The organism is Duganella flavida (genome assembly GCF_009857445.1).
Lineage (GTDB): Bacteria > Pseudomonadota > Gammaproteobacteria > Burkholderiales > Burkholderiaceae_D > Rugamonas > Rugamonas flavida.
Window position 1 is genome coordinate 70,572 of sequence record NZ_WWCN01000016.1, and the last position, 15,792, is coordinate 86,363.

Sequence of the window (15,792 nt, forward strand, 5' to 3'; positions counted from 1 at the left end):
CGGATAAGTCGATAACAAGGATCAGGCGGCGACCGCGATCATGATGTACTGCCATGGCAGCGCATCTTCCACCGCCACCACCGGATCGACGCCGCTGGCGCCGGCCATCAGGCGGATCGCCGGCAGGTATTTTTCGCGCGCCGGTTCATCGGTGACGCGCGCGCTGCCGCCGCTGATCTGGAAGCCGCTCTGCTGCAGAATTTCCAGCATCACGCCGCGGGTGAAGTTGCGCTTGCGGGTTTTCTCAGTGCCACCAGGGCCGTAGCGCATGTCGCCCGCATTCAGGCGCGCTTGCACGCTCCAGTGCTGGAAGTTGCGCATGGCGATGACGATTTTGCCGCCTGGTGCGATATTGGTGCGGATTTTCTGCAGCAGCGTCCACGGATCGTCGAGCGTTTCCAGTGCTTCGTCCAGCACCCAGCAATCGGCTCCGCGTACGTGGTCCCAGAGGTCGGCGCCCGCTTGTTCGATATGCTCGTTGAAGACGAAGTCGCAGTGTGGACGCGCTGCTTGCGCCGGTGCTGGATCGGACTCAATGCCGGTGTAGTTGGCCAGCGGGTTGCGGGCGCGGTAGGCTTTGGCGAAGGAGCCGTCGCGGCAGCCCAGCTCCACCACCTTGCGCACGGTGGTCGGCACAAGGCTCAGGAGGTCGGCGTTGAATTCGCCGCCGCTGCTTGGCAGGTCGTAGTGATAGCCGCCGGTGCGGATCACGGTGCCTTGCCAGTCATGCTTGATGAAGTGGCGTACTTGCGGATCTTTGGCGAAATCGTCGCGCACCCAGTCGACGTTCTGCACCAGCGCACTCTGACCGGCTTGGTGCAGTGCCAGCATGGCCGGCAGCAGCGGCGCGCCATGTTTGATCGGCAGCGGCCATAGTCTTACCACGTCGATGTTGACCAGCATGCAGGCCGGGTGCAGATACGGGATGCCCTCGGGCAGCGGACGGCTGTGGCCCAATTCATTGACGCCCTGAACGCCGCCGACACCGTACATCTGCGGCCGCAGATGTTCGTGCAGCGACTCCAGGAAGCCGGCCTTGAGGATTTCCACATCCGAGTCCAGGAATAGCACCTCGCCCGACAGGCCAAGGTGGTTGATGGCCCACGACATGCCGGGACCGTGGTGGATGTTGTAGCCGAACGGGATGAATTCGACGTTGTCGTAGCCATCGGTGATGGCGCGGATTTGCTCGGCTACGTCCGGGTTGGAGCCATCGACGATGTAGACGCGGTTGGTATAAAACTGGCGCAGGGTGCGCAGCAGCGCTTCGATCAGGTCGGGCGCGTTGTAGGACACGGCCACGATCGGGATCTGGTCGATGCGCACCGGTGTGGTGGGCGTTTCTTCCGACGGATGTACGGCGTGCGTCGGCGCCGCCAGGCGCGGCGCGGCCGGCTTGGCGACTTTCAGCAGCGCGGCTTCCATATTGCGCACGAAGCGCGGGCTGTCGAACAGCGCGCAGGTCAGGCGGTTGGCTTGCAGCTGGCGTTTCATCGCGGCGATACGCTGCGGGTTGTTGGCCAGTTCCACCGCCTTCTCTTCATAATCTTCGAAGCTGTGGGTAATCAGCTGCGGCAGGTCGACTGCGCGCAGCAGGCTGCCCGCCATGCGCGACGAGAAGGTCTGGCCGGCGCAGGTCAGCAGCGGCAGGCCGGCCCACAGTGCATCGCTGGCGGTGGTGCCGGCGTTGAACGGGAAGGTGTCGAGGAACAGGTCGGCCAGCTGGTAGCGCGCCAGGTATTCGGCCGGCACCGCGCGGGTGTTGAAGATCAGGCGATTGCGGTCGATGCCCGCCTGCTCGGCGTAGCGGAACAGGTTCTCGCGCACTTCCGGATAATCGGCCACCAGCCACAGGACCGAATTCGGCACGCGGCGCAGGATGTTCATCCACACTTCGAACAGGTCGGGCGAGAACTTGAAGTTGTTGTTGAACGAGCAGAAGACGAACGCATCTTCCGGCAGGTTAACCGAGGCGCGGGTCGGCTTGGCGGCGATGGCGCGCTGGCGATCGTTGATCTGGAAGCAGTCCGGCAGGTACAGCGGCTTCTCCGTGAAGTGCTCGGTCATTTCCGGCGTGATCAGGAATTCGTCGGCGATCACGTAATCGATGCCGGGCAGGCCGGTGCTGCCGGGGAAGCCGAGGTAGGTCAGCTGCACTGGTGCCGGGCGGTAGGCCAGGATTTGCGGACGCGCGCCCAAGGTCAGGCCGTGCAAGTCGACCAGGATGTCGATTTCGTGGGCGCGGATGGTGCGCGCGGCCTGCTCGTCGCTCAACTTGTCGATGCGGATGTAATGGTCCATCGCCTTGACCACGCGGGCGCGGATCGGCGAACCGTCTTCGCGGCTCCAGCTGAAGGCATACACTTCGAACTTGTTACGGTCGTGCAGTTCATACAGCTCGGCGGTCAGTATCGAGACAGCGTGCGAGCAGAAGTCCGACGACAGGTAGCCGATGCGCAGGCGGTTGTGGCCATAGCCATGGGCGCCGGTCAGCGGCGCCACGGCGGCGTTGATCTTCTCGTTGACGAAGCGCTTGGCGGCGGCCAGCTGCATGGCCGGATCGGCGGAGGCGCTGAGCATGGCCAGCGCCGAGGTGCCTTCCATCATGGTGGCGACCGAGATGTGTTCGAGGCCGGCGTACACCGGCCACTCGCACTGCTTCTGGCGCAGGTGGACCCAGTGGGTCATCACATTGGCCTGCTGCGGATCGACGCCGAGGCTGACGGCCAGCATGGCTTCCGCTTCCGGGTAGCGCTTCTGGATTTCCAGCAGGCGGCCGAGGTTATTCAGGGTCTGGATGTAGAGCGTGGTGTTGGTCTTGATATCCGGTTCGATCGGGTCGGACAGGATCGACTTCCACATGGCCAGCGCATCGTCTGGGCGGCCGGTGCGTTCCAGCAGCGTGCCGAGATTCAGGCGCGCTTCGATGAAATGCGGGTTTTGCGCGATGGCGCGGCGCAGTACCACTTCGGCGCCGGCATCGTCGCCGGAATTGGACAGCACCACGGCCAGGTTGAAGCCGGCAGCGTAGGCCAGCGGCGACGGCGTGTGGTCAATCCAGGTACGGTACAGGGCGATAGCGGCGGGCAGCTGGCCGCTTTCCTGCAGCACTGCCGCTGCGCCGAACAGGTCGCCGATGGAGAGGACGCCCTGGACGGCCATGCCCATGACGGTGCCCAGCGGGCTGTTATCGACGGGAGCGGGTGCAGCAGGTACTTGTACGGTCATAGCTGAGCTTCGGATTGAACCACAAAAGGTAAGCCCTATCATACCTTTTTGTAGCTAGGTAAGGGGCAACTTTTGGCTCTGGAGCAAGACTGTAAAAGGCCCGCTGCTCAAGCGTTAAGCAATCCGGGGTCAGGTCCCCCATTTCTACACAAACCCTGCCGTAGCGGACGGTACTGCTTAGTTCGTGTAGAAATGGGGGACCTGACCCCGGAGTTGGGTTAGCGGTGGGGGACCGTGAACCAGCTGGTGGTGGCGTGTTCCTGCAGTGCCGACTTGCCGTCCATCGCAGCGGTGAAATGCTGCAGGCCTTGGGCGGCGCGGTATTGCTTGATGGCGTCCGCCGCAGGCTGTAATACGTCCTGCTGTTGCGTTTGCGCCGCAGGGGGGGCATCGGCGGCCGCGAAGCTGCCGATTGCATTGCTCAAGCCACTGACTTGCTGTTGCAGGCTGGCAGTGGATGTTGCTGCCTTTTGCGCCAGGAACCAGACGTCGGCCGACTCGTGGGTCGTGCCGTCGGTGCTGGTGTAGCTAGACGTCATGCCGACGAGGTTGCCATTCTGCTGGTTCAGCGTGCTGGTGGCGCTGGTGCTGATCGAGGCGATGCCCAGCTGCGCCAGCGTTTTCAGCTCGCCCGGCTGGCTGATGCCATCCGAATTGCTATCCACCCAGACGCGCAGAGCGCTGTAGGCGCTGTCGGCAGCGGTGATCTGGCCGTCGCCGTTGGAGTCCAGCTCGCGCAAGGCGGCGTAGCCGTCCTTGGCTTTGCTACCGTCGGCCAGCGTGGTGGCGCTGCCGAACAGTTCGCTGCCGTCGTTGATGACGCCATCGCCGTTGCGGTCGAGGGCCAGCAGGCCGTCGTGGGCGTCAACCCAGCCGGTTTTCACGGCCTTGCCGTCGCCGCGGATGTCGAACTGCACGCCGGCGGCGATGCTGAGGGTGCGCACGCCATTGCCGTCCAGGTCGAGAATCAGCGGGGTGGCGTAGTTCGTCGAGCTGGACGGCAGTGCCATGGTTTGCGTGGTCGACATGGCCGCCACCTGGGTGCCGGTGAAGGCGTTCGCCTGCGCCACGCTCAGCGAGGTCAGCCCGGCTGTGGCCAGTGCCGGTACTTGCGTGACGGTGAAGGCTTTCAACTGGTTGTTGCTGAACACGATCAGCTGGCTGGTCTTGATGCCGGCCACTTGCGCCGTCGTCATGCCGGCAATCTGGTCGGTGGACAGGTAGCCGATCTGGGCATTGGTCAGCGCGCCGAACTGGGTGGTGGTCCAGGCGCCCAGCTGGGTCGTGCTGAAGCCGTTGATCTGGGGCGCATCCAGTCCGATGATCTGCGCCACTTTCAGCGCCGCCATCTGCGCCGTGGTCAGGGCGCCGGCCTGGCTGCTGTTCAGCGCGGTCAGCTGGCTGTTGGACAGGGTCTGGATCTGCGCCGTGGTCAGGGCTTGCACCTGGTCCGTGGTCAGCACGCTCATCTGGTCGATGGTCAGGGCGATGATCTGGCTGACTTTGATGGCGGCGATCTGGTCGGTGGTCATTGCCGCCACCTGGCTGTTGCTCAGCGCACCCAGTTGCAGCGTGCTCAGGTAACCGATCTGCGCGGTACGCAGGGCAACAATCTGGCCGGTGCTGAAGGCGATCAACTGGTCGTTCGAGAGGGCGCCCAGTTGAGTGCTGGTGAGGGCCTGAACCTGGCTGGTGTTCAGGCCGACCAGCTTGGCGCTGTCGATGCTGGAAATTTGCAGCGTGCCCAGCGCGGCCACGTCGGCCGTGGTCAGCACGTTGATCTGGGCGGTGGACAGGCCGGTGACGGCGTCCACGCTCAGCGCCGCTGCTTGCTGGGTGCTCAACGCTTGTAGCTGGTCGCTGCTGAAGACGCCGATCTGGGCGGCGGCAATCGCGTTGATCTGCAGGGTTTTCAGGCCGCGCACCTGGGCCGTGGTCAGGGCCACGGTCTGGTCGGTGCTGAGGCCGGTGAACTGGCTGGCTGTCAATGCAGCCATGTCCTGCGTATCGATGGCGGCGATTTGCGCGGTGTTGAAGGCGGCGATCTGGTCGGCCGTCAGCGTCCGCATTTGCGCAGTGTTGAGGCCGGTCATCTGGGCGGCGCTCAGGGCCGCCAGCTGCTGGGTGTTCAGGCTGCTGGTCTGCAGTGTGGTCAGGCCGGCAATCTGGGCGGTGCGCAGCGACTGGATCTGGTCGCTGGTCAGCGCGTTCAGGTTGTCAACGCTGAAACCATAGGCCAGTTGTTGCGTGCTCAGTGCATAAATATGGCTGGTGTCGAGCGCGGCAGCCTGATCGGTCGCCAAGCCGTTAATCAGCTGGCTGGTGGTAAAGGCGTTCAGCTGCTGGGTGCTGAGCGCGTTCAGCTGGGCGCTGCTCAGCACGCCCACTTGCGCCGCTTGCAGGGCGGCGATCTGGCGCGTGCTGAAGGCGGTAAAGTCGGCGGTTTCCAGCGCCACCAGCTGGTCGCTGCCGAGGGCGGCCACTTGCTGGGTACTGAGGGTAGACGCTTGCGCCGTGCTCAGGGCCACGATCTGGTCGGTGGTCAGCGTTGGCACTTGCAGCGTGGTCAGGGCTGCGGTCTGCGCGGTGCGCAGGGCAACGATCTGGTCGGTTGTCAGCGCGGCTACCAGCGCCACGCCGATGCCGTAGGCCAGCTGGGTGGTGGTCAGCGCGCTGATGTGGCTGCTGTCCAGCGTGACCAGCTGGGCACTGGTCAGGCCAAGGCTGATTTGCGCAGTGGTCAGCGCGGCCAGCTCGGTAGTGGTCAGGCCGTTCAGCTGGTTGCTGGTCAGCACGCCGATCTGGTCGCTGTTCAGCGCCACCATCTGGCGCGTGCTGAACGAGGACAGGTCTTGCGTTTCCAGCGCCACGATCTGGTCGCTGGTGAGCGAGGTCACTTGCTGCGTGCTCAGGGTGGCCGCCTGCTGCGTGCTCAGGGCCACGATCTGGTCGGTGGTCAGCGCTTGGACCTGCAGCGTGGACAGGGTCGCGGTTTGCGCGGTGCGCAGGGCAACAATCTGGTCGGTGGTCAGGGCGGCGATGGCGTCGCTGCTGAGGCCGTAGGCCAGTTGCTGGGTGGTCAGCGCATAGATGTGCGCGGTGTCCAGCGCCGCCAGCTGGCTGGTGGTCAGGCCGAGGCTGATTTGCGCGGTGCTCAGCGCGGCCAGTTCGGTGGTGGTCAGGCCGTTCAACTGCTGGCTGCCCAACGCGGCGATCTGGTCGCTGGTCAGCGCCACCATCTGGCGGGTGCTGAACGAGGACAGGTCTTGCGTTTCCAGCGCGGCGATCTGGTCAGTGGTCAGGGCGGCCACTTGTTTGGTGACCAGCGACGCGGCTTGCGCCGTGGTCAGGGCAGCGATCTGCGCGGTGTTCAGGCCGGCGGCGATCTGGTCGGTAGTCAGGGTGCTGACTTGCGCGGTCGACAGGCTGGCGAACTGGTCGGTCAGCAGCGCTTGGGTCTGGTCGGTGGTGAGCAGGTTGAGCTGCGCGGTGGTCAGCGCGGCGAGGTCACGCGTTTCGAAGGCGGCGACCTGGTCGGTGGTCAGGCCGCCCAGTTGCGCGCTGTTGAGGGCGCGCACTTGCTGCGTGAGCAGCGCCACGATCTGGTCGGTCGTCAGTGCCGCAAACTGGTCGGAATGCAGGCTGCGCAAGGCGTTGGTGCTCAGCACGCCAAACTGGTCGGTGGTCAGCGCGCTCAGCTGCTGGGTGTTGAGCGTGACGGCCTGGCTGGTGGTCAGGGCGCTGATTTGCGCCGTGCTTAGCTGGCTGAACTGGCTGGCGGTCAGCGCGCTCAACACCATGGTGCTGAGGGCGGTGAAAGCGTTGGTCGACAGCGCGGTCAGCTGGTCGCTGGTCAGCGCCGCGAACTGCGCGCTGTTGAAGGCCGCCAGCTGGTTGCTGCGCAGGGCGACAAAGTCCTGGGGCGCCAGCGCGCTCACCTGGCCGGTGCTGAGGCCGGTGATTTGCAAGGTGCTCAGTGCGGTCACTTGCGCCGTGGTCAGGGCCGCAATCTGGTCGGTTTTCAGGGCCGCGATCTGGCCGCTGCCAAAGCCGGCAAACTGCGCGGTGGTCAGCACGCTGACGATGTCGGTGGTCAGCGCCGCCACATTGGCGGTGGTGATGGCGGCGATCTGCTGGCTGGCCAGCGTGACGAAGTCGCGGGTTTCCAGCGCGTCGAGCTGGTCGCTGCTGAAGGCGGCGATTTGCGCGGTGGTCAGGGCTGCGGCCTGGCTGCTGCTCAGGGCCACCATCTGGTCGCTGCTGATGGCGCCGAACTGGGCCGCGTTCAGCGCGCCGATTTGCGCGCTGGACAGGGTGGCAAAGTTGTCGGTGCTGATGGCGGCGATCTGGCGGCTGGTCAGGGCGTTGATCTGGCGCGTGCCGAGGTTGTCCACCTGGGTCGAGGTCAGGGCGGCGATCTGGTCGGTGGTCAGCGAGGACGCTTGGGCCGAGGTCAGGGCGGCGATCTGGTCGGTGGTCAGGTTTTGCAGCTGGTCCTGGGTCAGCGTGACCAGCTGGTCGGTGGTGAGGGCGGCGATCTGCTGGGTTTTCAGCGCCATGACGTCGTCGGTGCTGAGCGACTGGAACTGGCTGGTCGACAGTGCTACCAGCTGGGCCGTGGTCAGGGCGATGGCTTGCGCCGTGGTCAGCGCGCCGACGTGGGCCAGGTCGAGCTGGCTGATTTGCAGCGTGGTCAGCGCGGCGACCTGATTGCCCGCCAGCGCGGCCAAGTCTAACAGTTCGATGGCGCCCAGCTGCGCGCTGGTCAGCAGGGCGATTTGCGCCGTGCTCAGCAGGCCGTACTGGGCGCTGCTGAAGGCGATGATCTGGTCGCTGCCCAGTGCTTGCAGCTGGGTACTGGTCAGCGCGCCCAGCTGGACCAAGCCGAAGCTTTGCAGCTGGTAGTCCAGCAGCGCGTTCAGCTGCTGGGTGGCGAGGACCGCCACTTGCGCTGATTTCAGGGCGAACAGGTCGGCCGTGGCCAGCGCTTGCAGTTGCGCCGAGCTCAGGGCTTTCAGCTGGTCGCTATTCAGCGCCTGTGCTTGCGCCGTAGTCAGCACGCCGATGCGGTCCGGCGCCAGCGCCTGGATCTGGGCCGTGCTGAGGATGGCCACTTGCGCCGTCTTCAGCGCGGCCACGTCGTCCAGCTCGATGATGCTCAGTTGCCTGGTGCTCAGCGCCGCCACTTGGGCGGTGGCTAGCGCGGCGTACTGCTGGGTGGTCAGGGCAACGATCTGGTCGGTGCTCAGGGCCTGGATTTGCACGCTGCTGAAGGTGTTCAGCTGGGTGCCGGACAGGGCTTGCACTTGCGGGCCCGACAGCACGCCGATCTGGTCGGTGCTGAGGGCGCTCACTTGCGCGGTTTTCAGCGCGGTGATGTCGTCGTTGGTCAGCGCCGTGACTTGCGCAGTGCCGAGCGCGGCCACTTGCTGGGTCAGCATGGTACCGAACTGCACGCTGGTCAGGGCGGCGATCTGGTCGGTGCTGAGCTGGGTCACCTGCGTGGTGCCCAGCGCGTTGATCTGCGCGGTCTTCATCGCGGCCAGGTCTTCCAGCTCGATGGCTTTCAGCTGGTCGCTGCCGAGCACGCTGACGCCGGCGGTGCTGAGAGCGCTGATCTGGTTGGTTTTCAGGGCCACGATCTGGCTGGTCTTCAGCGCGACGATCTGGGCCGTGCTGAGGGCGCCGATCTGGGTGGTGGTGAGGGCCTGGATCTGGTCGGTGCTGAGGTTGGTCAGCGAACCGATGGCGGCCAGCTGGGCGGTGCTCAGGGCGGCCAAGTCTTCGGTGCCGAAGGCGGCGATCTGGTCCGAGCTCATCACCGACAGCTGGCTGGTAGTCAGGGCGGCGACCTGGTTGCTGGTGAGGGCGAACACCTGGCTGGTACTCAGCAGCAGCACTTGGGCGGTGCGCAGCGCCTGCAGCTGCGCCGCTTTCAACGCGGCGATGTCATCGCTGCCCAGGGCGGCCTGCTGGCCGGCGCTCAGGCTGGCGATCTGGCCGGTGGCGAGGTTGCCGACTTGCTGCGTGCTCAAGCTGGCGATCTGTGCGGTCAGCAGGGTCTGGAATTGCGCGGTGCTCAGCGACGCCAGCTGGGCCGTGCCCATGCTTTGCAGCTGGGCGGTGGTGATGGCGTCCAGCTGGTCGCTGCCCAGCGCTTGCAGCTGCGCGGTTTTCAGGGCGGCCAGGTCTTGCGTTTCCAGCGCCTGGATTTGCGCGGTGCCCAGCGCGGCCACTTGCTGCGTGGCCAGGGTCGACACTTGCAGCGTGCTCAGGCCGGCGATCTGGGCGCTGTTCAGCAGCGCGATCTGGCTGGTCTTGAAGGCGTTGACTTGCGCGGTTTTCATGGCCGCCAAATCGTCGGTTTCCAGCGCCGCCAGCTGGCTGGCGCTCAGCGCCTGCACCTGCTGGGTGCCGAGGTTGGCCGCCTGCAGCGTGGTCAGGGCGACGATCTGCTCACTGCCCAGCGACTGGAATTGCGCCGTGGTCAGGGCGTTCACCTGCGCCGTGTTGAGCGCGCGGAACTGGTCGCTCAGCAGGGCCTCCAGCTGGCTGGTGGCCAGCGCCGCCACTTGCGCGGTCTTTAGCGCGGCGATGTCGGCGGTAGAGAAGGCGCGCAGCTGGGCGCTGCCGATCACCACCAGCTGCGCGGTGCTGAGGTTGCTGATCTGCAGCGTGTTCAGGGCGGCGGCTTGCGCGGTGCTGAGGCCGGCGATCTGGCTGGTGCTCAGCGCGACGACTTGCGCGGTGCGCAGGGCGTTCAGATCTTGCGTTTCCAGCGCGTTGAGCTGGTCGGTGCCGAGCGCGGCGACTTGCTGCGTGCCGAGGTTGCTCACTTGCAGCGTGGTCAGGGCGATCAGTTGCGCGCTGTTCAGGCTGGCGATCTGGCTGGTTTTCAGCGCGGCGATCTGCTGGGTTTTCAGGACCGACAGCGTGTCGGTGCCAAGCGCCGCCAGCTGGTCGCTGCCCAGCAGCTGGACTTGTGCGGTGCTCAGGTTGCTGGCCTGCGCGGTGCTCAGCAGCGCTACTTGCGCCGTGGCCAGCGCTTGCAGTTGCGCGCTGTTCAGTGCGTTAAGCTGGTGACTGGTCAGGGCGTGCAGCTGGTCACTGCGCAGGGCGTTCAGGTTGTCCGTGCCGAGGCCGCTCATCTGGGCGGTGCTCAGGGCGGCCAGGTCGCGCGTTTCCAGCGCCACGATTTGACTGGTTGCCAGCGCGCCCAGCTGGCGCGTGCTGAGGCTGGCGATTTGCAGCGTGGTCAGCGCCACGATCTGGTCGCTGGTCAGCAGGTTGATCTGATTGGTGGCCAGCGCCGCCAGCTGCGCCGTTTTCAGCGCGGCAAAGTCGATGGTGGCCAGCGCTTGCAGCTGGTCGCTGGTCAGGGCGGCGATATGCTGGGTGACCAGGTTGCTGACCTGGTAGGTGCCCAGTGCCGCGATCTGGCTGGTGGCAAGGCTGCGCAGCTGGCTGCTGCTCAAGGCGGCCAGCTGGGCCGTGCTCAGTGCGGCGATCTGGCTGCTGGTCAGGGCATTCAGCTTGTCGGTGCCGAGGCCGGCGATTTGCGCGGTTTGCAGGGCGATCACATCACGCGTTTCAAGCGCGGCGATCTGGTCGCTATTGAGCGCGGCCAGCTGGCGCGTGCTGAGGGCGGCGACTTGTTGCGAGTTCAGCGCCACCACCTGGTTGGTGGTGAGCTGGCCGACCTGGTCGGTGGTCAGGGCGACGATTTGCGTGCTGCGCAGGGCGGCGAGGTCCACGGTTTCCAGCGCCTGCAGCTGATCCGTGCCGAGCGCGGCGATTTGCTGGGTGCTCAGGTTGGCTGCCTGCAGCGTGCTCAGGCCGGCGATTTGCGCCGTGCCCAGCGCTTGCACTTGCTGCGTGGTGAGGGCGGCGGTTTGCTGGGTTTTCAGCGCGGCCAGATGGGGCAGGTCGAGCGCGGCGATGCCCGCGGTAGTCAGGGCGGCGATTTGCAGCGAGGTGAGCGCGCTCAGGTCCTGGGTTTCAAAGGCGTTCAGCTGGTCGGTCGACAGCGCGGCGACCTGGCGGGTGGTGAGCGCGGCCGCTTGTTGCGAGGTCAGCGCGACGATCTGCGCGGTGGTGAGGGCGCCAATCTGGCTGGTGCCCAGCGCGTCCAGCTGACTGGTTTTCAGCGCGGCAAAGTCGGCAGTGGTCAGCAGTGCCACCTGGCTGGTCAGCAGGTAGCCGATCTGCGCGCTGGTGAAGGCGGTGACTTGCTGCGTGGTCAGCGCGCCCAGCTGGGCGCTGCTCAGCACTTGGACTTGGTCCGAACTCAGCTGGACGATTTGTTCGGTCTTCAGCGCGGCCACCTGGGCCGGCGTCAGCGTGGCGATGCCCTTGGTGCCCAGGCCCAGCAGCTGCGTGGTTTTCAACGCGGCAAAGTCCTGCGTTTCCATCGACGCCAGCTGGTCGGTGGACAGTGCATTCAGCTGTGCCGAGGTCAGGGAGGCCGCCTGGCTGGTGGTCAGGGCGACGATCAGGCTGGTGCTCAGCGAGCCGATCTGGTCGGTGGTCAGGGCCACGATCTGGCTGGTTTTGAGCACGGCAAAGTCGCGCGTTTCCAGTGCGTTGAGCTGGCTGGTTGACAGGGCGGCCAGGTCGGATGTGCTGAGCACGCCCATTTGTTGCGTGCCCAGTGCAACAAGCTGGTCGGTGGTCAGGGCGGCGGCCTGGCTGGTGCTCAAGGCGGCCAGCACGGTCGAGGTCAGCGCCGCCACTTGCGCGGTGGTCAGCGCGGCCACGGTGTTGCTGGCCAGGGCGCCGACTTGTTTCGATTGCAGGGCGGCGAGGTCGGCGCTGGATAGTACGACGATCTGGGCGCTGTTCAGCACCGCCACTTGTTGGGAACTCAGTGCTTGCACTTGTTGCGAGGTCAGCGCAGCGGCTTGATCGCTGCTCAGCACGGCGACTTGGGCGCTGCCGAGTGCGACGATCTGCTGCGTTTTGAGCGCGGCCAGATCCTGGGTTTCCAGCGCAGCGACCTGGCTGGTGGACAGGGTGGCGACCTGGCGCGTGGTCAGGGCGGCGCTTTGCACGGTGGTCAGGGCGACGATCTGGTCGGTGCTCAGCAGGGCGATCTGGCCGGTGGTGAAGGCGCTCAGCACGGCCGTGCTCAGTGCGGCAATCTGCGCGGTGCTCAGGGCGGTGACGGCGTTGCTGCTGAGCGCGGCAACCTGCTGCGATTGCAGCACTGCCAGCGCTGCGGCTTGCATGGCGAGAATCTGGTCGGTCGACAGCGCTGCCACCTGGCGCGTGGTCAGGGCCGACACTTGCTGCGAGGTCAGAGCGACGATTTGCGCGGTGCTCAGCGCAATCAGCTGCGCGGTGCTCAGCGCAGCGATCTGCGCGGTTTTCAGCGCGGCCAGGTCGACGGTGTCCAGCGCCGCGATTTGCGAGGTGCTGAGGCCAGCGATTTGCTGGGTGGTCAGTGCGCTGGCCTGGGCCGTGGTCAGGCTGACGATCTGGTCGCTGTTCAGCGCGGCCAGCTGCCTGGTGCTGAAGGTCGACATTTGCGCGGTGGTCAGCGCCGCGATTTGCCGGGTGCCGAGCGCGGCGATGCCGCCGGTGGTCAGGCCGTTGAGCTGGCTAGTGCGCAGGGCCGCCAGGTCGGCGGTTTCCATCGCCGCCAGCTGGTCGGTGCTGAGGGCGGCCAATTGTTGCGAGCCCAGCGCGCTGGATTGCAAGGTGGTCAGGGCGACGATCTGGTCGCTGCTCAGGGCGGCGACGGCGCCGGTGCTGAGCACGGCGATTTGCGCCGCCTTCAGGCTGGACAAGGTGTCGGTGGTGAGCGCAGCAGCTTGCAGCGTCGACAGCGCAGCAAGCTGCTGCGTGTTGAGGCCGGCGGCTTGTGCGCTGCTCAAAACGGCGATCTGGTCGCTGCCCAGCGCGGCCAGCTGTTTGGTCAGCAGGGCGTTGATTTGCGCCGAGGTCAGCGCGGTCACCTGGCCCGTGCCCAGCGCGGCGATGCCGGCGGTGGCGATGGCCGCCACTTGCTGGCTGCGCAGGGCGGCCAGGTCTTGCGTTTCAACGGCGGCGATTTGGGTGGTGCTCAGCGCGGCGATTTGCTGCGTGCCGAGGTTGGCCGCTTGCGCGGTGGTCAGCGCGGCGATCTGGTCGGTGCCGAGGGCGGCCAGCTGCGAGGTGGCCAGCACGGCCAGCTGCGCGGTCTTCATGGCCGCGATATCGCGGGTTTCGATGGCGGCAATTTGCGCGCTGCCCAGCGCCGCCACTTGCGCGGTTTGCAGGGCGGCGACTTGCGCCGTGCTAAGGGCGACGATCTGGTCGGTGCTCAGGGCGCGCACTTGCGCGGTCGGCATGGCGGCGATTTGCTGCGTGCTCATCGCGGCCAGCTGGTCGGTGCTCAGCACGGCGGTGGTAGCGGTGCTGAGGGCAGCCACTTGCTGGCTCTTGAGCGCGGCAAAGTCCTGCGTTTCCATCGCGGCCAGCTGGCTGCTGCTCATCTGGCTCAGCTGCTGAGTAGTCAGCGCGGCCGCTTGCAGGCTGCTCAGGGCAACGATCTGGTCGGTGCTGAGGGTGACGAACTGGCGCGTGGTCAGCGCGGCGATTTGCTGCGTGCTCAGGCCGGCGACCTGGTCGGTGCCCAGCGCGGCCACCTGTGCCGTGGTGAGGGCGATGATTTGCGCAGTCTTCAGTGCGCGCAGGTCGCGGGTTTCCATGGCAGCGATTTGCGCGCTGCCGAGGCTGGCGACCTGGGTGCTGGTCAGGGCGCCGGCTTGCAGCGTCGTCAGGCTGACGATCTGGTCGCTGCTCAAGGCCAGCAGCTGGCTGCTGCCCAGCGTCGCGACTTGCGCGGTGGTCATGGCCGCCACCTGGTCGGTGCCCAACGCGGCGATGTTGGCGGTGCTCAGGCCGGCCAGCTGGCTGGTGCGGATGGCAGCGAGGTCTTGCGTTGTCAGTGCGCGCGCCTGGTCGGTGCTGAGCGCGGCCAATTGCTGCGAGCCCAGCGCATTGGTCTGGGCCGATTTCAGTCCGACGATCTGGTCGGTGGTGAGGGCGGCGATGCCGGCCGTGGTGAGGGCGGCGATCTGTGCCGTTTTCAGTGCAGCCAGGTCGACCGTTTCCATGGCCGCCACTTGCGCCGTGCTCAGCGCGGCGATCTGCTGCGTCGACAGGTTGGATGCCTGGAAGGTGGTCAGTGCGGCGATCTGGTCGCTGGTCAGGGCGTTGAGCTGGTTGCTGGCCAGCGCGTTCAGCTGCGAGGTCTTCAGCGCGGCAACGTCGGCGGTCTCGATGGCAGCCACTTGCGTGCTGCTCAGCGCTTGCACTTGCAGCGTGGTCAGCGCGGCAGCCTGGGCCGAGGTAAGGGCGACAATCTGCGCGGTGCCGAGGCTGCGGATTTGGGCGCTGGTCAGGCTGGCGGTTTGGCTGGTGGTCAGCGAGGCGAGCTGGTCGGTGCTGAGCGCGGCGATGGCGGCGGTGCTGAGGACGCCCAGCTGCGCGCTCTTCAAGGCGACCAGCTCTTGCGTTGTCATGGCGGCCAGCTGGTTGCTGGACATCTGGCCCAGCTGCAGCGTGGTCAACGCGGCCGCTTGCGCGCTGGTCAGCGACACGATCTGGTCGCTGGTCAGGGCCGAGAATTGCTTGGTGCTGAGGGCGGCAATTTGCTGCGTCTTCAGCGATGACAAGCCGTCGGTGCCGATGGCCGCCAGCTGTTCCGTGCTGAGGGTGCTGATCAGCGCGGTGCTGAGGTTGGCGGTTTGCTTGGTGCCAAGCGCAGCCATCTGGCCGGTGCCCAGCGCGCTGAGCTGGTTCAGCGTCAGCGCGTTCAGCTGCTTGCTGCTCAGCGCGCTGAGGTCGGCGCTTTCAATGGCGGCCACTTGCGCGGTGGTCAGCGAGGCGACTTGCGCGGTTTGCAGTGCGGCGAACTGGTCGGAGGTGAGCGCCACGATCTGCTTGCTCACCAGCGTGCCCAGCAGCGTGGTGCTGATGGCGGCCACTTGCTGCGTGCGCAGGGCGGCCAGGTCGTCGGTGGCGATGAGGGCGAACTGACTGGCCGTCAGGGAGTTCAGTTGCGCGGTGGTCAGGGCGAGGTACTGGTCGGTCATCAGGCCGATCAGCTGGTTGCTGGTCAGGCTGTTCAGCTGGGTGCTGCTCAGGGACTGCACCTGGCGCGTGGTCAAGCCATAGCCGAGCTGGTTGGTGCTCAAGGCTTGCAGGTTGGCGATCGATAATGCCCGTAACTGGCTGGTGCCGAAATAGCCGATTTGCTCCGTGCTGAATGCGGTCATTTGCAACGTCGAGAGCAAGCCGATGTCAGCACTCGTCAACGTGGCGATCTGATTGCTTTGCAGGCTGGCGATTTGATCGGTGTTTAAATCCGGGATTAAAGATGGCATGTGAATATTCTCCTGACGGAAATATATAGTACTGCCAAACGAGCTAATCCAGAGAGAAAAGCCCTAAAAATCCCTTAAATCTTGGTCTGAAAACAATGACTTAGCGTTGATTGCCTGATCACTGTGTAACGGCATTTTTGCGCCGAAAATAAGTAATCAGGAAACACTGTAAGATATTGCTTCGAGCTAATCC

2 protein-coding genes are annotated in these 15,792 nt (G+C 65.7%); both read right to left on the reverse strand.

Translation table 11 applies throughout. The annotated features are described in order from the left end of the window. Nucleotides 1-21: 21 nt before the first annotated feature. Nucleotides 22-3,228 carry an O-linked N-acetylglucosamine transferase family protein gene (locus tag GTP46_RS22755; protein ID WP_161008914.1) on the reverse strand — a complete coding sequence of 1,069 codons (3,207 nt, stop codon included), beginning with the start codon at nt 3,226-3,228 and terminating at the stop codon, nt 22-24. 218 nt (nt 3,229-3,446) lie between these two features. Continuing rightward, the gene (locus GTP46_RS22760) at nt 3,447-15,599 is read right to left on the reverse strand and encodes an SPM autocatalytic domain-containing protein (protein WP_161008915.1); all 12,153 of its coding nucleotides are present in this window, start codon (nt 15,597-15,599) and stop codon (nt 3,447-3,449) included. Between the last annotated feature and the right edge of the window lie 193 nt (nt 15,600-15,792).